The sequence below is a fragment of the Yersinia canariae genome (genome assembly GCF_009831415.1).
Taxonomy (GTDB): domain Bacteria; phylum Pseudomonadota; class Gammaproteobacteria; order Enterobacterales; family Enterobacteriaceae; genus Yersinia; species Yersinia canariae.
In genome coordinates, this window is sequence record NZ_CP043727.1 from 1005708 (window position 1) to 1026043 (window position 20336).

Consider the following 20336-nt stretch of genomic DNA (forward strand, 5'->3'; position numbering starts at 1 on the left):
CATAATAAACCGAGAGTTGTCACGGGAAGGGCTTAATTCAGGAGCGGTTTATAGTGATGGGGTTGGCGCATGGCGACCAAATCTTTACGGCGCACCACATTAGTTGGATAAGCACTGCCCTCAAGAGATCGCGTATCCATGACTTGCGTGACCGCTAGCGGCTCTTGCCAAAGTAACCGTTCAACGCGAGGGAATGTGAACGTTTCTGGCCCGAATATTCCGCTATATCCCCCTTGTCCAGTGGTGTTATCAATAGCATTCGAAAAGGCCAAATAAAGATTGTTTTCCCCGGCACGGGTTCGGAACAAATGCCAGTGTAGCGGGTCGGCCCCTGTGGGGATGGGGTAATTTTGCACGACGGCGCTACCCGCATGCGCGGCGGTGAAACCGGTCGAAATTGCTGCGGAACAGGCAATAATATCGCATCCCATTAGGGCCAGAATACGTGCTGATTCGGGTAGCAGCGCATCATTGCCCAACAGTAATCCGACTCTGCCGAGGGCGGTATCAAATACGCGCCAGTGTTCTCCGGCGCTGGCCCATTGTTGACGTGCATGAGAAAGATGTATTTGCCGGTAGCAGCCAATCATTCCCTCTGGCCCAAACAGAATCTGGGTGTTATAGCATTTGTCCTGCTGTTTTTCGGCCATTCCCACTACCAGATATACGCGCAATTTTATAGACAAGCGGGCTAACGCCTGCACTGCTGGACTTTCCTGGGTTTGAGCATGGGCTGCACCAGAGTGCTCACCGGTCAGGGCTAATTCTGGGAAGACAATCAGCTCGCTACCTTGTTGTGAAACGGCTTCTTCTGTCATGGCGGTAATGGTCGCCAGATTGTCTGCTACCTGTTCAGTTGGTGAGAATTGCGCCACTGTGATGCGGCTCTGTTTGCCCGGCGGCAAAGGCTGCTGCCCGTAAAGCCCAAAGAAATCTTGTGGGTTCCACAAAAAACTGTCACTTAAAAGCGTGTGATAATGGTCTGGGCGGCGCTGCTCGAATACCAACTCGCCCAACACTTGGCGCTGACGGCTGCGGTTGATGTCAATCTCGGCGTAGGCAATCCCATCGCCGCTATCCACCACGGCAGCAATATTGCCATCGGGTTCAATGATACAACTGCCACCGCTAAATTGAACTCCGCGCTCTAATCCCCAGCGGTTACTTTCCAGCAGATAACAACCATTCTCCATTGCCCGGCTCATCCAGTAAGGGGCGGGAGTGCGCTCTGCCAGCCAGTTGCTGATATGGCAAATGACATCAACACCGTCCAGAGCGAGCAAACGTGCGGTTTCGGGAAAATGAATATCCATACAGACCAGCATGCCAATTCGCCCCAGAGGCGTTTCAAAAACTTGGTGCCCGACATCGCCAGCGGCCGCCCATTTGGGTTCTGAAATATAGGGGTGACTTTTACGATGACAGCCAATAACACCTTGTGGCCCGATGAGGACCGCACTGTTGTAATACAGCTCTGTTTGCGGGTCCACTTCTGGCATGCCTAAAACGATATGGCATTGATAACGCTCAGCTAACTCAGTAAAACGAGCAGTGCTATCACCGGGGACGGTTTCCACCATGGGGGCAATCTCTTGCCTATCAAACCAGCAGTAGCCCGTCGTCGCCATTTCTGGCGTGGTAATCAGGCGAGCACCTTTCTGTGCCGCCTGTTCAACTAATGTCAGTAATTGACGCAAATTTGCTTCTTTGGCAAACATGAGGGGTTCAAACTGAATGGCGGCTGCCAGGAAAGGGGTTATTGACATGATTATCCTCATAAATAATGAATGCTGTGTTTGAAAAATACCGGGCAATTCACACTCAATTCTTTCGGCTGTTGGCCGTGCCGGGTGTTGTCCAAGAGAAAATATCATTGGCCTGAATCAGTGCGCATGAGATCTCTTCGACGGTAATGCGCTTGTCCATGGCCTGGTGGCGCAGGATTTCGTAGGCTTGTTCTTCACCAATACTGTGCATCCGCATCAGGATGGCTTTGGCTTCACTGACCTGGCGGACGCCCAGTACTTTTTTCTCTAGCCGTTCGATGCGGTCACTCATTTGCCGTTGCTGTTGGGCGTGGTGCAAAGCAAACACCATGGCCGACAATAATCCTGAGGCCCGAATGGGCGTAGTTATCGTGGTGCCCGCGCCCATGTTGAGTGCTTGATCAATAAATGTTGGGTTCTCATAAGTGATAACCGCTATCAGGGCGTGTTTGTTCGGATTGAGCCACGACACGTCTGGCTCCGGGTTATCTGACTGTAATGCATAGAAAATCAGGTCGGTATCGGCGGGCAGTTGCTCGGGGATGGGCCAGAAGGCTTGCACCTTAAACCCCATCCGACGCAAATGATTGGTGAGTGTTTCGCCGTCTTCGTCATCGGGGTGTAATACCACGCAACGCACCCCACGGCTGAGTAATAAGGCTGTCGCACTGATTCTGCTGTCGCTAGGTCGCATGCGGATACCCCACTGTCGTGAGCTTCGTCACCCAATCGCCCTGAATCTGGTTCGTCATATAGGGGTCGGGTTCGACGATACGGCGAGATTCTTGCACGATGGTAAATTGCCCACTTTCATTCGCCATGCCAATGCGGGGATATAACCCGGTATGTTGATTCAGCGGATCAATACGAATGCGACCTTGTGGGGCATCAAATTGGCTCCCGCGCAGTGCAGCAGAAAGCGGATAAATATGGTCGCTGTCACACTCGACCATGGCTTTGGCAAATAGATGCACTTGACTGTAAGTGGCTTCCCAATTCATGTCCGTGGTGAGTTCTGGCCCGAATTGTTGATGGAATTGTTTGAGTGCCGCTTGATTAGCTTTAGTGCAAATGCTTTGGAAATAGGGGGCTGAGCTGAAATGGCCTCGTGCTACTTCCGCCCCCATAATGGCAATCTCAGTTTCTGATGTATTCAGGCTACCAATGGGCATGCGGGCAGGGTCGAGGCCCGCCGCCTGATAAGCTTGATACAAGAAGGGAACCGTCTGCCCGACCACTGTGCTGAAGATGAAATCTGGCTGCTTTTTGGTTATCTCCTCGATGATGGGCAGAAAAGCTTCATACGGGGCATTCAGATCAAGATAGCGCTCGCCAATCACCGCGCCATCATGGCGTTGCAGAATTAACTCCTGCATATTGCGATTACATTCGTAGGGGTAAATATAGCGCGAGCCAATCAAATAAACCCGCGCGCCAAACTGCCCCGTGAGGTAATCCGCCAATTGGACACAATTTTGGTTGGGTGCGGCCCCGCCATAGAAAATATTCTCTGAAAACTCAAATCCTTCATACAGTTGTGAGTAGAACAGCAACCGACGATATTTCTCTACCACCGGTGACATGGCTTTGCGGCTACTGGAGGTGTAACCGCCAAAGATCACATTCACTTCATGCTCGACGATTAATTGCTCGGCGAGGGCACGGAACTGCGCATCGTCAGATTGTGGGTCAAAATGAATTGCTTTTAGTGGCCTGCCATTGATGCCGCCATTTTGGTTAATTTCGGCAATAGCCTGTGTCGCTCCGCGCCATTGCGACAGTTCTTGGGCCGCTGTGACACCACTGAAGGAGTACAGTAAGCCAATATTGACCGGTGTATCTGAGCCCATATGCACCTGCTTACACTATTAAAAAGGATGATTGTGCGAATGCGCATAACACCCCGGCGTATACCGGGGATAGGGATTATTGTGCCAATAGCTCTTTGTTAAGCATCGCGCCGACGGTGTATTTGGGGTCGACCATGTTACCCAGCCGCACTTTGCCGCATTGGCTGAGCAGCATGTAGGCATCCCATTGCTCGAAGCCGAAATCGGCCACCAACCAGTAAATCAGGTCACGGTAAGCAATGCGGGTGGCATCCTCTAACGGACGTGCGCTACCAATACTCATGATGGTTTCGGCGTTTTCCATCCGTGGCCAGGAGAGCTGCCAGTTTTTAATCAAATCCACTTTGATGGTGGTGATTGAGGCAAACTCCACGGCGGTGCCGCAAATTTCCCCATCCCCCTGACAGGCATGGGCATCACCAATAAACAGGCGGCCGCCGGGGGCGCGTACCGGCAGATAAGTAATGCTGCCCGGCCCGATATCTGGCACATCCATATTCCCGCCATGATTATCCGGTGTCAGTGAATTGATTGAGTCAATTTCCGGCGACACACTCAGGGTGCCAATATGCGGTTTGTAGGGCAGGGTGTGGCGCTCGCTCCAGTAGACTTTTTCGCAGTCCAGCTTAATCATGCGGACTTTTTCTGGCAGTGGGTCATTGAGCATGGCGGTCAAATCTGTGCCGGTCAGCCCACCAAAATGGGGGATCATGGCGCAGATGCCGTGCGGATTAACACCACGCGGCAACATGGATTCAATATAGACTGCAATCACATCCCCTTTCTCAGCACCATTGACCATGATGGGGCCATTCTGCGGGTTGAGAAACGGCATTTTGAGCAGTTGGCTCGGGATATCTTGCTCTGAGCTAATCGCTCCCTCGAAAGCATCTCGCGTGTCTACAATCACCCGGTCACCGGGTTCAATTGTCAGAACTGGCGTCGAGTAGGGGCCGATGGTGTAGTGAAACTCTTTTTGCATTTCTTCCGTCAAATGGTGAGTAACCGGTTTACGTCCGGCACCGACTCCGCGTTTTACCATGATTGATTCTTCCAGCCATTTCATTAGCAATTCTCCATGTAATAAGGGCATCGGGTTACAGCGCCAGATGACGGCGCATTAAAAGATCATCAGAAAGTTGTTGTTGTGAAAGGGTTTCTACCACTTGGCCTTTATCCATCACCGCACAACGTTGCGCAGCTCGCTGGATCATCGCGATATCCTGTTCAACCAAAATCACGGCCACATGCAGTTCGCGAGCAATGCGGACCAAGGTATCGGCAATGATGTTGACGATAGAGGGCTGAACCCCCTCAGAGGGCTCATCGAGCAGTAATACTTTGGGCGAACCGACCAACGCTCTGGCGATAGCCAATTGCTGTTGCTCGCCGCCACTCATGGTGCCGGCTTTTTGTTTGAGTCTTTGGCGCAAAATCGGGAAGTAATCGAGCACCCGCTCCAGTACATCTTTAGCAAACTCACGGTGTTCACGGACAAACTGCATGCCGACTTGCAGATTCTCTGCCACGGTCAAACCAGCAAACACTTCTCGCCCTTGCGGGACGTAACCAATACCTAAACGGGCGCGGCGCTGCGGCGAGGCCTGAGTGATGTCGATTTCGCCCAGCAGAATGCTGCCTTGTTTCGTGGCCACCGCGCCAATTAAGGTGCGCATCAGTGTGGTTTTCCCCACCCCATTGCGGCCAATCAGACCCAACACTTCCGCCGCATGCAGTTGCAGCGTGACACCATTGAGCACTTGCCCGCCGCCATAACCGCCGGTCAGACCCTCTATTTGTAAAACCACGTTATTCATACCGCTTTCCCCAAATAGATATCCGCGACATCCTCACGCGCCAGCACCTCAGCAGCATTGCCATCAGCAAAAACTTGCCCACCATGGAGGACGGTGACCTGTGAGGCAATTTGGCGCACGAATGTCATGTCGTGCTCCACCACCATCAGTGTCAGTCCGTCACTTTGCATCTGCTTAATCAGCTCGCCAGTGAGATAGGTTTCATCGATAGATAAGCCCGCAACGGGTTCATCGAGCATCAACAAAGTGGGTTGCAGTGACACCGCCATGGCAATTTCCAGCCACTGTTTTTTGCCGTGAGACAAATTACCGGCCAGTTGGTGGTATTCAGCGCTGAGCTTAAAGCGCTCGAGTAGCTCATCGACACTGGCCGCTTGTGAGCGAACTTCAGGCCGTAAGTGACTGAGTGACAACTGCAAATGTTGTTCAACCGTCAGTTCAGGGAAGATGCCGGGGATCTGAAATTTAATGCTCATGCCCATCCGAATGCGCTGGAAGGGCGCTAAGGTATTCAGCCGTCGATTGAAAAAGCGAATATCCCCATCGCTTGGTGTATGTTCGCCAGTCAGTAATTTGAAAAAGGTGCTTTTACCTGCGCCATTCGGGCCAATGACACAGCGCACTTCACCGCGACGTATTTGTAAATCAACTTGATTGATAACCTGAATGCCACCGAAGCGCTTGCTCAGGCCACGGGTTTCGAGGATCAAATCTTGTGCTACCTGACTCATAGCGATTCCCCTTTTTTCCGACGTGGCGCAGACAAACGGCTGATTTTTTCTGCCAGCCAAGGTAATAAACCATTGGGTGCGGCCAGCACCACAAACAGCAGAATGGCCCCTAGCAGGATCATGGCGTATTCGCTGCCATAGATTGCCAACCATTGAGATAACCACACCAGCAGAGCGGTAATAACCACGGTGCCGAAAATATTCTTACGCCCAGCGGTCGCCACCCAGATAACCGGCATAGCCGCGGCAGTTAGCCCCATCGAGGACGGCGTAATATAAGAACCCCACAAGGTATACAGCGCGCCCGATAAGCCGGAGAGCACACCGCCGAGCACGAACACCAATAATTGATAGCGGCGGATATCAATACCGAGCATTTCTGCCCGACGCGGATTCTCACGGATAGAGGCCAGTGTCAGGCCAAAATTAGAGCGCAATAGCCGCCGAACACCCCAATAAACACCGGCAAGCAGCAGGATAATCAGGTAATAAAAGGCATTGCCCTCCAGTGCCAGCAATTTACCGTCAAACCACGGCAGGGAGAGCGGCGGCATACCTGACATACCATTGAAACCATTCAGTCGCGCGCTGCCGATAGCCCATTGCGGGCCTGCGGTTTGCGACATAAAGGTTTCCAATACCAAGGTGAAGGACAGGGTCACAATACCGATAAAAATACCGGTCACCCCGCCGTAAAACATCAGATACCCCAATGCCGCTGCCACGGTGGCCGCGACCAGCAGTGCCATGACTAAACCCGACCAAGTGGAGAGCACGCCATCGCCAAAATTCAGCGTCATCACGCCGTAGGTGTAACCGGCAAGGCCGAAGAACGCGGTTTGCCCGAAAGATAAAATACCGCCATGCCCCCACATTGCAGCCAATCCGATAGCACAGAAAGTCCACAGTAGGAAGTAGGAGAAATCGCCTATCATGGCACTATCGACGACTAACGGCAGTGCGAGTGCGCCCGCCAGAATAAGCAGTGCCGCCAGACGAGTTGTGGACGGCGAGCGCTGCTTTGCCGTCGATAAATTAAGAGAAGTCGTTGTCACATTCAGCTCCTAGCGGTTACGGGTAAATAGGCTGCCAACACCGTTTGGCAATAAGCGGATAACCAATACGGCGGTGACCAGTAAGCCAATTTGCCCGGCTAGTTGCCCATACCAGGAGTTCAGCCCCGTTTGTATCGCGCCTAATGCAATCGCTGCAGGAATGGTGCCAACAAGAACATTTGCACCACCAACCACCACGGAAACAAAGGCTTGAACAATAAAACTGCTGCCCATAGTGGGAACCGCGGTCAATGTTGGGGCATAAATGGCTCCTGCCAATCCGGCCAGCCCTGCGCCTAGCGCGAATGTCAGTGTATAAATACGGTCAGTTTCTAACCCCAGGCAGGAGGCCATACGGGCGTTTTGAATGGTGGCTCTGGCGCAGACGCCGTAATTGGTGTGGAAGAACAGCCAATAGAGCACCATTAAGATGGCAATAGCGAAGAAGGGCAGCAAAGCGCGATAAGTGGCAAAAGAGTATTCACCGAGGGTGAAAGAGCCGAACGGGGTAGACAACCCCTCCAATGATGGGCCGGCAATTAGTAACATACTTTGCTGAACAATCAGACTGATAGCCCAGGTTGCCACGACCGAATCATATAAACGGCCATAGAGATGGCGTACGACCAAGCGCTCGACCACTCCGCCGAAGAACGCCGCTGCCAAGGTTCCGGCCAGCATGGCGAAAGGCAGTGGCAGGCCCGCTTTATTCATCAGGATGGTGACATAAGCACCACACATAATGAATTCGCCGTGTGCCAGATTGATCACGCCCATCATGCCGAAAATAACCGCCAGCCCCAGTGCTGCCAGCACCAGATAGGCGAAGTTATCGCCAAACTGATAAATCACCGAATAAAGAAAGGATAGCGTTAACATCGTTTGGCAATCCCGAGTGTCCTGAATGACACCATTGAAAATGGAGAACACAGGGAAGCTCGCCACCGGCGGTCACTTCCCTCCAAAGTCGCCAAATTTAGGCTTTTTTCGGCGGAGATGACGGCGTGTACTGGCTGTTATCCGGCTTCACCGGCAAGTTACAACCGGCTTCACCCAACCAATACGGTTTGATGTCCGTCCACACTTTCGGGATTTCAATCGAGTGGTCATCTTTCACATGGGCCAGATAGATGGTGTGGCTCAAATGGTGGCTTTTTGGATCGATACAGACCTTCCCTGAAGGGCCATCTGTACAAATATCACCGCTTTCCAGTGACTTACGCACCGCCTCCATATCAGTGCTACCTGCTTTTTCTACGGCGGCTTTGTAGAGATAAACCGCGTCATAAGCATTGGCCGCTTCCTGATTGATGTAAGGCTCATTCGGGAATTTGGCGTGGAAGCGCTGTTTGAAGTCATTGCTGGCTGGGGTATCCACCTCTTCAATGTAGTTAGCGGTGATATACATATCTTTCAGTGCTGGCGCTTTAAAGCGTTTGTGTTCATAGGCTTGGCCAACATTGACGGAGCTACCCATCGGCAAATTGAGTTTTGCTGCGGCTTGTTGCTCGTAATAAGAGGATTGGTTGGCCCCAACCAACAAGGTCATCACGAAATCAGGTTTGGCTTTTTGGATGTTTTGAATGGTTTGGCCAAATTGCGAGACACTCAGCGGGATAAACTCCTCGCCCACCATGGTGCCGCCATTCTCTTCCACAATTTTACGCACCCATTCAGCCGAGATTTGCCCGAAATTATAGTCGGCGGCGATGGTGTAAACTTTTTTGCCGTACTTCTCCATCATCCACGGAATCAAGGTTGAGAACTGTTGTTCAGGCACGGCACCAGTGACGAAAACATTGGAGTCGCAGACGCCGCCTTCGTACTGATTGTTATACCAATAAAGTTGTTTTTCGCGATCCATAATGGGGCGGATAGCTTCGCGTGAAGCACTGGAAAATGCCCCGAATATTACATCCACTTTGTCATTTTTAATTAAGCGGCGGGCCATTTGTTGAAAACGGGTGTTATCAGATTGCGTATCGTATTTAACCAATTCGATTTGGCGTCCGAGTATGCCGCCTTTGGCATTAATTTCTTCTACAGCAAGTTCTGTGGCATGAATTTTGGGGATAACCGGCAAGGCAAAGTTACCGGATGCATCTTCCAGCAAACCAATTTTTACCGGATTTTCTGCCGCCATCGACATCCCTGAGTAAGTCACGGCAAATGCAGCGGCCAGCGCGATTGAGAGTGTGGTGTGATGACACTTTATTTTGGACCATTTTGTGATGAACATAAGTACCCCTGGCATTGGTTAAAAGGTAGGTCTGAAAAAAAGCCAAAAAAAAAGCCCGGCAAAGTCTGAAAGACATTGCGAGGGCTCTATTGCCATAACCACAAGCCGACAACGTTGGCGTTCTTGCGGAGAAGTCAGGGTCACTATAAAAAGCAATTCGCGTTATTGTCAACGAAGAATTTTCAATAAAAATCAAATAGTAAAATTGAAAAATGTTGCACTAAATCGGGGCTTTCAGTTGCACAAAAATAGCTCATTGATTTGGCAACTGATCATTGGCGCTGACAGTGGGTGAAAAAAGGGGAAAGGGCAAAATCGTCGGGAAAGGCATGACGGGAGCGGGCAAACGAGGTTAATTAATTGCACCAGTGGAGTGCTTAAAAAATATTCAAAAATTTATTAGTCACGCCCCTCCGGTGAGGACACCGGAGGGGCATTGAGATTAACCGCAGCGGTTACATTTCGAGGCCTGAATCTGCTGGAAGAAATCATTACCTTTATCATCTACCAAGATAAAGGCCGGGAAGTCTTCCACTTCAATTTTCCAGATGGCTTCCATACCCAATTCAGGATATTCCACACACTCCAGGCTCTTGATGCTATTTTGCGCTAAGACTGCGGCCGGGCCGCCGATACTGCCTAAATAGAAGCCGCCGTGTTTGTGACAGGCATCGGTCACTTGCTGGCTACGGTTGCCTTTCGCCAGCATGATCATGCTGCCGCCATGGGATTGCAGCAGATCAACATACGAGTCCATGCGCCCTGCGGTGGTTGGGCCAAGTGAACCAGAAGCATAACCTTCTGGGGTTTTGGCTGGCCCCGCGTAGTAGATTGGATGGTCTTTAATGTATTGCGGCAAACCTTCGCCATTATCCAGCCGCTCTTTTAGCTTGGCGTGGGCAATATCACGGCCAACAATAATAGTGCCGGTCAATGACAGACGGGTAGAAACCGGGTACTGCGACAGCTCTTTTAAGATATCGGCCATTGGGCGGTTAAGGTTGATTTTAACCACTTTGCCTTCGTTGCTCTGGCGCAAATGCTCGGGAATATATTTGCCTGGGTTTTGCTCCAGTTTTTCCAGCCAGATACCTTTGCGGTTAATTTTGCCTTTGATATTTCGGTCAGCAGAGCAGGAAACGCCCATTCCGACCGGGCAGGATGCGCCGTGGCGAGGCAGACGCACAACGCGAACATCATGAGCAAAGTATTTGCCACCAAATTGCGCGCCAAGGCCCAAGTCTTGTGCAGCTTCCAGCAGCTCTTGCTCCAGCGCGATATCACGGAAAGCTTGCCCGTGCTCATTCCCTTGTGTCGGCAGGCCATCATAATATTTGGTCGAGGCCAATTTGACGGTTTTGAGGGTGCTTTCAGCCGAGGTGCCGCCGATAACAAAAGCAATATGGTAGGGCGGGCAGGCCGCTGTACCCAAGGTGCGCATTTTCTCCACCAGATAGTCTTTCAACTTACCCGGTGACAACAGCGCTTTGGTTTCCTGATACAGATAGGTTTTATTTGCTGAACCGCCGCCTTTGGTGACAAACAGGAATTTGTAATCCTCACCTTCAGTGCTGTAAAGGTCGATTTGCGCGGGCAGATTGGTGCCGGTGTTCACTTCTTTGTACATATCCAGCGCCGCGTTTTGCGAGTAGCGCAGGTTATCTTCAATAAAAGTGTTATACACGCCGCGTGACAGGGCTTCAGCATCGTTACCGCCAGTCCAGACGCGTTGGCCTTTTTTCCCAACGATAATGGCGGTGCCGGTATCCTGGCAGGTCGGTAAAATCCCTTTGGCTGAGATTTCCGAATTGCGTAGGAATTGCAGAGCAACATATTTGTCATTTTCGCTGGCTTCCGGGTCATCCAAAATCGCGGCAACTTGTTTTTGGTGAGCGGGGCGGAGCAGGAATGAGGCGTCGTGGAAAGCATGTTGGGCGAGGAGGGTCAGGGCTTCTGGCTCGACTTTAAGAATGTCGTGGCCTTCAAACTGTGCTACCGAGACATGATTATTACTGACAAGGTAATACTCAGTATCGTCTTCCTTTAACGGGAAGGGATCCTGATAGTGGAACGGTTTGTTTGACATATTTTTCTCACATTCAACATCAGTTAGCGAAAGTGTTCGATAACAGAAACAATCGTTAGCGGAACCAAGTCGATATTTTTTTACTATCCCCTTCGAATTGAAGTTGCAGAGCCGTTAGCCGCGCACCCATTTCTTTAGGGATATGACTTTAACAAGGATTTTACTATAGATTGTCAGTGCGAGGCGACGGCCCCACCCTCTTTATAAAGGGTGGGTCTCATTTTCCGCACTTATCGATGGCTCTGACAGGATGATGGTGGGACACTGGCCGACCGCCAGTATATTACACTGCAATAACAGCGCTTTTCATCGCTAAACTCCGCATGTCTCGCCGTTACATGGCTGTACTGAGAGCCTTGGCGACGCGCTTAAATTTGTCAAAACGCGCTCTGAGTATCTGATGCTTTTCAGCATTGGGTAGCAGGCGAGTGATAGGCGGCGGGCTGGCGGCAATGGCTTGCTCAAAACCGCGGTAATAGCCGCTTCCTACCGCCGCGCACAGGGCCGCAGCTCGGCAGCCAGATTGCTGAATATCAACAATTTCCAATGGCAAATTACTGGCATCACAAAACATTTGCATCCAGATGGCGGAATGAGTCGGGCCACCGGTAAAGCGAATGCAGTCAGTGTTATCACCCAGCGCCAGAATTTTGTCCTGATGCAACAGATGTGAAAAGACAATTCCCTGATAAATCGCGCAAACAATATCCTGAGTCGTGTGGTGCCCACTGAGCCCTAGCAGGCCGCCGCTGAGATTGGCGCTGTGATTGGAGCCGTACAGCCACGGGAAAAACAGAATATCTTCCGACTTTTCATAACCTAATTCTGCCCATTGATTCAGTGTCTGATAGCTGTTTGGTAAATCTGGTAAGAATTGCTTCACAAACCAAGCCAGATTACTGGCGGAAGTTGGGCTGCCTTCGTGGACAAAATAGGTGCCGGGGATGCAATATTTCCCCCAAACATAAGGGTAGTCGGATGGCTGAATACCCTCGAATACTCGGGTGGCAATTGACCAAGTTCCCGCCACTGCACTGAGCTGGTGGCTGTCATGTAAGCCAGAGGTTAATGCCGCGCCGACCACATCAAACATGCCGCCGAACACCGGAGTCCCGCTTTTTAAGCCGCAATCTTGTGCGGCTTGTTGGCTGACATATCCGGCCAAATCTGCCGAACCGATAATGGGGGCCGTTTTCTCGGCGACCTCTTCAATGGCGAAGATTTTCATCAACTGCGGGTCAAAACTGCCGCTGTATTGATTATAAAGATTGCTACCAGAGATATTAGTTTCTTCGGTGGTGAACTCACCCGTTAGGCGGTAGCGGATATAATCATGCGCCATTAACACATAACCGCTGCGATGATAGTTTTCCGGCTCATTCTCTTTGAGCCAGCGCAGCAGAGCCGCCGGATGTGACGGCCACAATTGTTGCAAACTGAGTTCATAAGCCTGATTAGCTTTGCCCTCTTTTTGCCAGCGACTGACCAAAGCTTGCGCGCGCGAATCGGAGGAAACAATGCCATGGCGCACTGGCTGGCCTTGTTTATCCACCAGATACAGCCCTTTGCCGTGAGCAGAAAAACTGATGCCATGAATATGTTCAGCTGATACGCCAGCCACAGCTTGTGCATCACTGAGTGTTTGGCGGATAACCTGGCAAGTCGCCGCCCACAGCGCTTCCATATTGCGCTCACAAAATCCTGCTTGTGGGCTAAGCACCGGTAGCGCCTGTTCTGTCACCGCCATCTCGCGGCCCTCGGCGGTGTAAACCCCGGCTTTGGTTACCGTGCCGCCAAGATCAATGCCGAGAAAATAGTGGCTCATGATGGCTCCTTAGCGCGTAGCCGGTAAAGCATTGTGATCCCAGCCCGCCAGGCGCATTTTGTCTTCAATCCAGTGGCGGGCGTGAATGATTTCTAACAAAGGTTCGGCCGATTTCTCAGTCCACATTTCAATCAAAAATGTACCGCGATAGTTCAGACGCCGCAGGGTTTTAAACAGATTAACAAAGTCGACACAGCCCTCGCCGAAAGGCACATCACGAAATTGCCCCGGACAATCTGCGGTAACAGCAAAAGTATCTTTCAGATGGATGGCTGCAATGCGGTCAATGCCACTCGCCAGTTCTGAATCCACTTCATTACCCCATGCGGTGAGGTTGCCAATATCGGGATACACGGTAAACCATGGCGAGCCAATTTTACTGTCCAGCGCCTTCCACTTGCTGATGGAGTTCATAAACTGGGTGTCCATGATTTCTACCGCGCACATCACTTGGGCCGCCGCTGCTTGTTGTGCTGCCCACGCCATGCCCTCTTCAAAACGGATTATGGTTTCGCTGTCTTGTGGTTCGTAATAAACGTCATAACCGGCCAATTGAATGGTGCGGATACCAAGGTCTTGCGCCAACCGAATGGCCTGCAACATGATAGTGCGTGCTTGCTCACGGGTCTGGGCATCACGGCTGCCAAACGGATAGCGGCGATGTGCTGACAAGCAAAGTGTGGGAATTCTCACCCCTGTTTGCTGGATGGCGGTGATAACGGCCATGCGCTCCTCGCGGCTCCAATTCAACCGCGCCAGCCGTTCGTCACTTTCATCAACAGACATCTCGACAAAGTCGAAACCGCAGGATTTCGCTACAGCCAGCTTTTCAACCCAACTGGTGCCCGCCGGCAGCGCTTTTTCATAGATTCCTAATGGGTGAATTCGCATTATTCTGTTTTCCCTATTGCAATCTTACTAAAGTGTTTCAATCGGTTATGTTTCATGGCGCGTTTTGCTTTCCATTTCTCTTTAAAGAACTTAAAGGCCAGTGCGAAGATAAGTGTTATCCCCCAAACCGCCAGATTGAAGTGCAGGCTGACGCCCAGCAGACTCAGTCCGGTAGCAATGACCTGCAACACCAGCAGCGCACAAAATACATGGCTGACTTTCCCTACACCGCCGAATGGGTTGGTGCCGCCCAGAACAATAGCCAACACGGTCAGTAACAGATAAGAGTCGCCATATCCCATGCGCGCTGAGTTAAAACGCGACATCATAATCAAGCCAGCCAACACACATAACAGGCTGGAAATGGAGTAGATGGCAATCATCACGCGGTCAGTGCGGATGCCACTGAACCAGGTGGCGTTGATGTTGCTGCCACACATATAAATGGTTTTCCCCAGCCGGGTTTTGCCTAATATCAGCGCCAGTACCAGTGAGGCGACGACAAAAATAATCATGGGGATAGGAATGCCCATCACCACCTCAGACCCCATACTGCGGACAATCGGCGGCATACCACTGAGTGCCGCCCCTTTAGTCAGATAAACGCCAATCCCGCTGATAATGGTCATGCTGCCTAATGTCACCAGAATCGGGTGAGCGCCGATGCGGGAAATCATCAACCCGGTCAATGTTCCTATAATGACGGCAATCATCGCGGCCCCCAGCAGGGCAATGACCAGCCACATCAGTTGAGTCGCGGTGCTGGCATCGGCAGGAACATATTGGATAAGCAGCCAGGCCATAAACAGCCCAGTGAGGTTAGCCGTGCCGATGATGGACAGATTTAGCCCGCCACTGAGCATGGGCACAAACATGGCAAAGGTCAGCAGCCCCAGCTCCGGCAACTGGAAAGCAATGCTTAAAAAGGTATTTTCGGTAAAGAAGCGGCCGGGCATCGCCAAACTGAACGCCAGTGTTGCCAGGGCGCAAATACTCAGTAAGCCAGAGATGGTGCCGTCAATATGGAAAAACGTATTCTTTTTCATAAAATGCCCCTGTCAGACAAAGCCAACATCAGTTTCTTTGCGTTTTTTGTAATGGGTGACGCAAATGGCGGCGACGATAACCACGCCAATCACAATGTTGACGAAATAACTGGAAACGCCGATCAGGTTGAGGCCATTTTTCAGGATACCAATCAGGAAGACGCCCATCAGTGTGCCAATCACCGAGCCACGGCCACCGGACAAACTGGCTCTGCCTAAGACTGCTGCGGCCAGAACATCTAATTCGCCGCCCACCAGCGCGCTTGGCACCACTTCACTCATCCGATAGGTCTGTAACATGCCGCCGATGGCTGCTGTTGCTCCTAAATAGCCATAGGCGAACAGGTAAATCAGTGACACACGAATGCCGATGCGGCGCGCAGATTCCGGGCTGCCGCCGACGGCATACAATTGTCGGCCGATATGAGTTTTATTCAGTAGTAGCCAGGTGAGCAGGGCGATGGCGAGCATGATGACCAGTGGCAAACCAATCTGATAACTCTCGCCATTAAAGGTAAAGGGCAGAATGGAGCGCTGGGTTATCCACCAGTCCGGTAAGTCATAAATACTGTGACCATTGGTTATCCACATCAGCATGCCAAACAGTAGTGATTGCATACTTATGGTGATAATGATGGAAACAATATTCAGGTAGTAAATAAGTACCGCATTAACGAATCCAAGCAATATTCCGATGGAGACGGCAATAACCAAGCACAAGACCGGGCTGGCAATCACATCATTGAGCAGCAAGGATGCCACCACGTATTGCACTACCGAGGCCACGGCAGCAAAGGAGATATCAATACCGCCAGTGACCAGCACCACGAAAAGGCCCAAAGCAAAGACGCCAGTAACGGCATAGCTTTCCGTCAGGTCCAGTAGGTTTTGTATCGACAAAAACTCACTGCTAAGCAGGGAGAACAGGGCCAGCATAATGACGATAACCCAGGCCAGCCATCCTTCAACGGATTGCGGTTTGAGTCTGCTGATATTAGGCATTGATGGCCTCCGCAAGCTGTTGTTCAGTCATTTGATTTGGGATCAATTCATTGACGATGCGTCCCTGCTTCATATGCAGGATACGGTCACAGTTGTAATAGGCTTCGGGTACTTCGTCGGAGATAAGCAGCACTGAGATGCCCACGCCAGACAGGCGGTGAATCAGTTTATAAATACTGTCTTTCGCGCCGATATCGACACCCACGGTCGGGGAATCAAGAATTAATACTTTCGGCTTGGTTAGAATCCATTTCGCCAGCACCACTTTTTGCTGATTACCGCCGGATAAGGTCGACAGCGGGTTATCCGGGTTGGTCACTTTGATGTCTAAATCTTTTACCCACTCTTGTACCAAGGCCTCTTTTTTAGTCTCATCAATCAGATAGAGCGGGGTGCGAATGCGTTGCAAAATTGACAGCATCATGTTGTCGGCGACTGATTGCGGCAGCACTGCACCGAGTGTCAGGCGATCTTCAGAGACATAGCCGATACCCAACTCAATGGCGCGGGTATTGTCTTTGATGTGAACCCGGTTGCCATCAATAGCAATCTCGCCACTATCAGGGTGAGTGATGCCAAATAGGCTTAAGGCCAGCTCAGTTCGCCCGGAGCCGAGTAAACCGCACAATCCCAAAACCTCACCGCGATGCAAACTCAAGGAAATATTTTCAAACTGCCCTTTGCGGCTGAGGTTATTGAGTTGCAGTACCACTTTGCCCAGTTCGGCATTCGGTAATTTCTGTTCGTGGGTAATAGTTAAGCCGGTCATTAGCTCAGTAATTCGCCCCACAGACAGTTCACTCGCCGGCCAGGTACCGACTTTCTCACCATCACGAATGACAGTAATGCGGTCTGAAATCTCTTTCACTTCATCCAGCCGATGGCTGACAAACACCACGGTGATGTTCTTGTCGCGCAGATAATTCACCGTGCGCAGCAACTGATTCACTTCCGTTCGAGTCAAAGACGCGGTCGGCTCATCCATAATCACCAACCGGGCATCAGCAACCAGCGCGCGGCAGATGGCGACTTGCTGGCGTTGTGCAATAGGTAAGTTTTGCACCAGCGCATCAGGGTCGATGGTAAATGCCAGTTCTTGTAAAATCTGGCAGGCTTTCTGTCTGATTTTGGTCTTGCTGAACCAACCGAAGTAACCTTTCAGGTTGTATTCAAAGGCAATGTTTTCCGCAACGGTCAGGTTAGGGAACAGCGACAAGTCCTGATAGATAACTTGCACACCTAAATCGCGGGCGCGATCTGGGGTTAAACGCGAGTGTGATTTATCGTCGATAATAATTTCACTACCGTCATCAGGGGCATATACGCCACTGATAGTTTTTATTAGCGTACTTTTGCCGCAGCCATTGGCACCGGCCAAACAGTGCACTTCGCCTTTATTCAACGTCAGAGTGATATTTTTAAGTGCCTGATGTCCGCCAAAGCTTTTTGATAGCTCTTTCAGCGTGATAAGCGGCACTCCTTTATCAGCATCAGAAATATAAGTCATCGTGCAGTTCCCCGGAAAACGGCCTTAAGACAGCGGGCCGAAATAAGAGCCGGGCAGGTTAGTACCCGGCGATACTTTTTTAGCGTATTGTGTGACTTACAGCCCCAGCTTGACCAGACGTTTGGTGTTTTCTACATCCAGTTTTTCCGGGTTATCACTGAGGATAGTGTTCCCCTTGGTTTTGATTTCACCCATATCACCCAGTTTGACGCCATCTTTGATGGGTTCGCCGTTCATCATGGCGGTGGCGACTTGTACGAAGACCTTACCGGCTACCATTGGGTTGGAAATATAACCACCGTCAATAGCGCCTTTCTCTAACAACTTGATCCCCTGGCCCGGAGTGAAGGTTCCGAATACGCAAGTGGTGTCGTTTTTCTTACGTTTATCAATGGCTCGGCCAGCACCAATCGGGCCTTGTGAACCGAATGACATAATGCCTTTCAGATCTTTATGTTTAGATAGCAAGTCATTAGCTGTGCGCATGGAATCATCCACTGACTCTGCTACGCCGAAACGGTCTTCAACCAGGACCATTTTCGGGTAATGTGCTTTTTGGTAAGCAATAGCGGCATCAGCCCACTCATTGACCAATGGCACTGTCAGGCTACCAACGAACATGGCATATTTGCCCTCTTCACCCATGCATTTCGCCATATCTTTCATATGGTTAGCACCCATGCTTTGGGTGTCGAGCAATTCAAAATCCCAGTCTGCATTGATTTGGCCTGGTGATTCATGAGTGATAACTTTAATTCCTGCTTCCTGAGCGCGTTTCAGCACCGGTTCCAGCACTTTGGCATCATTCGGAACAACACCAATGACATCGACTTTTTTGGCAATTAAGTCTTCAATTGCACGGACTTGCTCCGCAGGGTCTGCGGTGGTTGGCCCGACCTGCCAGGCATTGACGCCCAAGGCCTGACCTTCTTCTTTAATGCCCTGTTCCATCACATTGAACCAAGGAATACCCCCCACTTTGACCACAACGCCCATCGTGAATGGCTTATTGGCTTTTTGTGGAACTTTACTGTCATCAGCCCAGGCTGCGTGGGAAGCAAATAATGCGGTTATTAAGCAGGGTAAGATTAACTTTTTCATTATTAAATCCTCTAAAAGAACCATTGGTAAGCATCAAGACATCCAGCCTTATATTAAATATATAAGGCAACTTGGCTTATTCTTATTGTGTGACTATTTCTCTGGTGTTGACGCTATTATTCCGATGAATAATTTTGTTACTTATCTGATTCAATGATATTTAATTTGGGATTATCGCTACGATAATTTTGTGAACTTAATCGGTTAGTAATAAGAATATCGACATCATCTAACATGCATATTTTACAAAAAGCGTATTGGTCAAATTTACTGGAGTCTGCCAATAATATTTTTTGCCCCGAGACTTGTAACATGACTTGCTTTAATTTCGCATTAATATCGTTTCCGTCGCGCACGCCACTTTCCTGATTAATACCCTGACAAGAAAAGAAAAAGGTATTTATCTGGAAGTTGCGTATAGCATTTTCTGCCACGGGGCCATGGAAATCATCATGGCGGGCCGAGTACTCACCACCAATGCCAATAATTCGAACTTTATCACGGCAGGCCAGAGCTTGAATAATCTTCACTGAATTGGTGACGACGGTAATTTCAATATCCGGTATCTGCCGCGCCAAAAACCAGCAAGAGCTACTGTTATCCAATAAAATACAGTCACCCGGATGAATGAATTGTAATGCGGCTTTAGCAATTTTCATTTTAATATCAGGATGTTCCTCCGTACGCTTGCGGAATGACTCGGCTCTGTCAATAGCATTAAGGCTGTAGTGAGTCTCTTTGATATCAATGATGGAAAGGTCAGGGCCATCCAGTGCCACTGCCCCCCCAAAGCTACGGATCAGTTTTTGCTTTTTTTCTAGCACTGTCAGATCGCGACGAATGGTTTCTTGCGAGACCTGGCATAAGACAGATAACTCAGTCACCAGCGCCGAGCCTTGTTGCTGCACATGGTTACAAATGATTTTATAGCGTTCGGCTTGTAACATGTTTACCTCAACATTTGTCTTCGTGCTTAAAGCTAAAAAGCACCTGTAACATTCATGCTGCTATATTGGTATTTATCTGCTGTTTATACAGTGACTGAATTCAAGTATTGCTTTAAGTGGTGTTTTGCTTTGAGTTAATGTGATTTTCGCAGCATAATCTGATTTGATGTTGCTTTAAATTTCACTATAAATGTGATTTTAATCTCATATAAAGGACTTCTTCACCCTGAAAATAGTCAAGGCTGGTAATAAAAACACAAACTCGGGCATTAGCAGTATGACCGAATTTGCCCGAATCTGATTGAATTCTTCTGATTGATAATGAGTTGGCCTTCCATCCTCTTTAATTTAGCCATAAATAAGGTTAGGTTAGTTTGCATCCGGGTATTATGTTTGGAATATATGACTCCCCGGCAAATAATGGTGTTTGAATGAAGATTTTCAGTTAATAATTGTTTTTAATTAATGACTTT

The 20336-nt window shown here is 50.0% G+C and carries 17 protein-coding genes; all 17 read right to left on the minus strand.

What is annotated here, in order from left to right; all coding sequences use genetic code 11:
• Positions 1 to 32 precede the first annotated feature (32 nt).
• Positions 33 to 1766 (minus strand): nitrilase-related carbon-nitrogen hydrolase, encoded by a 1734-nt coding sequence (locus F0T03_RS04630; protein WP_159677332.1) that lies wholly within the window; start codon positions 1764 to 1766, stop codon positions 33 to 35.
• Positions 1767 to 1821: 55 nt separating this feature from the next.
• Positions 1822 to 2460, minus strand: a complete 639-nt coding sequence (locus tag F0T03_RS04635; protein ID WP_145557012.1) for an ANTAR domain-containing response regulator — start codon at positions 2458 to 2460, stop codon at positions 1822 to 1824.
• Entirely contained in the window at positions 2450 to 3616 is a 1167-nt protein-coding gene (locus F0T03_RS04640) for a transporter substrate-binding domain-containing protein (protein WP_159677333.1), read from the minus strand. The genes F0T03_RS04635 and F0T03_RS04640 overlap by 11 nt, the downstream gene beginning before the upstream one ends.
• A gap of 76 nt (positions 3617 to 3692) precedes the next feature.
• On the minus strand, positions 3693 to 4682 hold the full coding sequence (locus tag F0T03_RS04645) for an acetamidase/formamidase family protein (protein WP_145557008.1): 990 nt from the start codon (positions 4680 to 4682) through the stop codon (positions 3693 to 3695).
• A 31-nt stretch (positions 4683 to 4713) separates the two neighbouring features.
• Positions 4714 to 5433: an ABC transporter ATP-binding protein gene (locus F0T03_RS04650; RefSeq protein WP_145557006.1), complete on the minus strand. Its 720-nt coding sequence runs from the start codon at positions 5431 to 5433 to the stop codon at positions 4714 to 4716.
• On the minus strand, positions 5430 to 6164 hold the full coding sequence (locus tag F0T03_RS04655; protein ID WP_145557004.1) for an ABC transporter ATP-binding protein: 735 nt from the start codon (positions 6162 to 6164) through the stop codon (positions 5430 to 5432). The genes F0T03_RS04650 and F0T03_RS04655 overlap by 4 nt, the downstream gene beginning before the upstream one ends.
• On the minus strand, positions 6161 to 7219 hold the full coding sequence (locus F0T03_RS04660) for an ABC transporter permease subunit (protein WP_159677334.1): 1059 nt from the start codon (positions 7217 to 7219) through the stop codon (positions 6161 to 6163). The genes F0T03_RS04655 and F0T03_RS04660 overlap by 4 nt, the downstream gene beginning before the upstream one ends.
• Before the next feature lie 9 nt (positions 7220 to 7228).
• The gene (locus tag F0T03_RS04665; RefSeq protein WP_050100518.1) at positions 7229 to 8098 is read right to left on the minus strand and encodes an ABC transporter permease subunit; all 870 of its coding nucleotides are present in this window, start codon (positions 8096 to 8098) and stop codon (positions 7229 to 7231) included.
• A gap of 97 nt (positions 8099 to 8195) precedes the next feature.
• Positions 8196 to 9362 carry an urea ABC transporter substrate-binding protein gene (locus F0T03_RS04670; RefSeq protein ID WP_181952502.1) on the minus strand — a complete coding sequence of 389 codons (1167 nt, stop codon included), beginning with the start codon at positions 9360 to 9362 and terminating at the stop codon, positions 8196 to 8198.
• Positions 9363 to 9900: 538 nt separating this feature from the next.
• Entirely contained in the window at positions 9901 to 11544 is a 1644-nt protein-coding gene (gene fumA, locus F0T03_RS04675) for a class I fumarate hydratase FumA (RefSeq protein WP_159677335.1), read from the minus strand.
• Positions 11545 to 11878: 334 nt separating this feature from the next.
• Positions 11879 to 13369: an FGGY-family carbohydrate kinase gene (locus tag F0T03_RS04680; protein ID WP_159677336.1), complete on the minus strand. Its 1491-nt coding sequence runs from the start codon at positions 13367 to 13369 to the stop codon at positions 11879 to 11881.
• A 9-nt stretch (positions 13370 to 13378) separates the two neighbouring features.
• On the minus strand, positions 13379 to 14260 hold the full coding sequence (locus F0T03_RS04685; RefSeq protein ID WP_159677337.1) for an L-ribulose-5-phosphate 3-epimerase: 882 nt from the start codon (positions 14258 to 14260) through the stop codon (positions 13379 to 13381).
• Positions 14260 to 15306 (minus strand): ABC transporter permease, encoded by a 1047-nt coding sequence (locus tag F0T03_RS04690; RefSeq protein WP_145556990.1) that lies wholly within the window; start codon positions 15304 to 15306, stop codon positions 14260 to 14262. The genes F0T03_RS04685 and F0T03_RS04690 overlap by 1 nt, the downstream gene beginning before the upstream one ends.
• A gap of 12 nt (positions 15307 to 15318) precedes the next feature.
• Positions 15319 to 16308: an ABC transporter permease gene (locus F0T03_RS04695; RefSeq protein ID WP_159677338.1), complete on the minus strand. Its 990-nt coding sequence runs from the start codon at positions 16306 to 16308 to the stop codon at positions 15319 to 15321.
• On the minus strand, positions 16301 to 17815 hold the full coding sequence (locus tag F0T03_RS04700) for a sugar ABC transporter ATP-binding protein (protein ID WP_159677339.1): 1515 nt from the start codon (positions 17813 to 17815) through the stop codon (positions 16301 to 16303). Before F0T03_RS04700 ends, F0T03_RS04695 begins: the two co-directional genes overlap by 8 nt.
• Before the next feature lie 96 nt (positions 17816 to 17911).
• The gene (locus tag F0T03_RS04705) at positions 17912 to 18916 is read right to left on the minus strand and encodes a substrate-binding domain-containing protein (RefSeq protein WP_159677340.1); all 1005 of its coding nucleotides are present in this window, start codon (positions 18914 to 18916) and stop codon (positions 17912 to 17914) included.
• Between the two features lie 137 nt (positions 18917 to 19053).
• A complete protein-coding gene (locus tag F0T03_RS04710) occupies positions 19054 to 19863 on the minus strand; it encodes a DeoR/GlpR family DNA-binding transcription regulator (RefSeq protein ID WP_145556980.1) in 810 nt (269 codons plus the stop codon).
• Between the last annotated feature and the right edge of the window lie 473 nt (positions 19864 to 20336).

Coding starts and splice junctions, on each gene's coding strand:
- F0T03_RS04650 (WP_145557006.1), bottom strand. CDS start 5,433: ATGAATAACGTGGTTTTACAAATAGAGGGTCTGACCGGCGGTTATGGC.
- F0T03_RS04655 (WP_145557004.1), bottom strand. CDS start 6,164: ATGAGTCAGGTAGCACAAGATTTGATCCTCGAAACCCGTGGCCTGAGC.
- F0T03_RS04680 (WP_159677336.1), bottom strand. CDS start 13,369: ATGAGCCACTATTTTCTCGGCATTGATCTTGGCGGCACGGTAACCAAA.
- F0T03_RS04700 (WP_159677339.1), bottom strand. CDS start 17,815: ATGACTTATATTTCTGATGCTGATAAAGGAGTGCCGCTTATCACGCTG.
- F0T03_RS04705 (WP_159677340.1), bottom strand. CDS start 18,916: ATGAAAAAGTTAATCTTACCCTGCTTAATAACCGCATTATTTGCTTCC.
- F0T03_RS04665 (WP_050100518.1), bottom strand. CDS start 8,098: ATGTTAACGCTATCCTTTCTTTATTCGGTGATTTATCAGTTTGGCGAT.
- fumA (WP_159677335.1), bottom strand. CDS start 11,544: ATGTCAAACAAACCGTTCCACTATCAGGATCCCTTCCCGTTAAAGGAA.
- F0T03_RS04695 (WP_159677338.1), bottom strand. CDS start 16,308: ATGCCTAATATCAGCAGACTCAAACCGCAATCCGTTGAAGGATGGCTG.
- F0T03_RS04690 (WP_145556990.1), bottom strand. CDS start 15,306: ATGAAAAAGAATACGTTTTTCCATATTGACGGCACCATCTCTGGCTTA.
- F0T03_RS04710 (WP_145556980.1), bottom strand. CDS start 19,863: ATGTTACAAGCCGAACGCTATAAAATCATTTGTAACCATGTGCAGCAA.
- F0T03_RS04645 (WP_145557008.1), bottom strand. CDS start 4,682: ATGAAATGGCTGGAAGAATCAATCATGGTAAAACGCGGAGTCGGTGCC.
- F0T03_RS04635 (WP_145557012.1), bottom strand. CDS start 2,460: ATGCGACCTAGCGACAGCAGAATCAGTGCGACAGCCTTATTACTCAGC.
- F0T03_RS04685 (WP_159677337.1), bottom strand. CDS start 14,260: ATGCGAATTCACCCATTAGGAATCTATGAAAAAGCGCTGCCGGCGGGC.
- F0T03_RS04640 (WP_159677333.1), bottom strand. CDS start 3,616: ATGGGCTCAGATACACCGGTCAATATTGGCTTACTGTACTCCTTCAGT.
- F0T03_RS04670 (WP_181952502.1), bottom strand. CDS start 9,362: ATGGCGGCAGAAAATCCGGTAAAAATTGGTTTGCTGGAAGATGCATCC.
- F0T03_RS04630 (WP_159677332.1), bottom strand. CDS start 1,766: ATGTCAATAACCCCTTTCCTGGCAGCCGCCATTCAGTTTGAACCCCTC.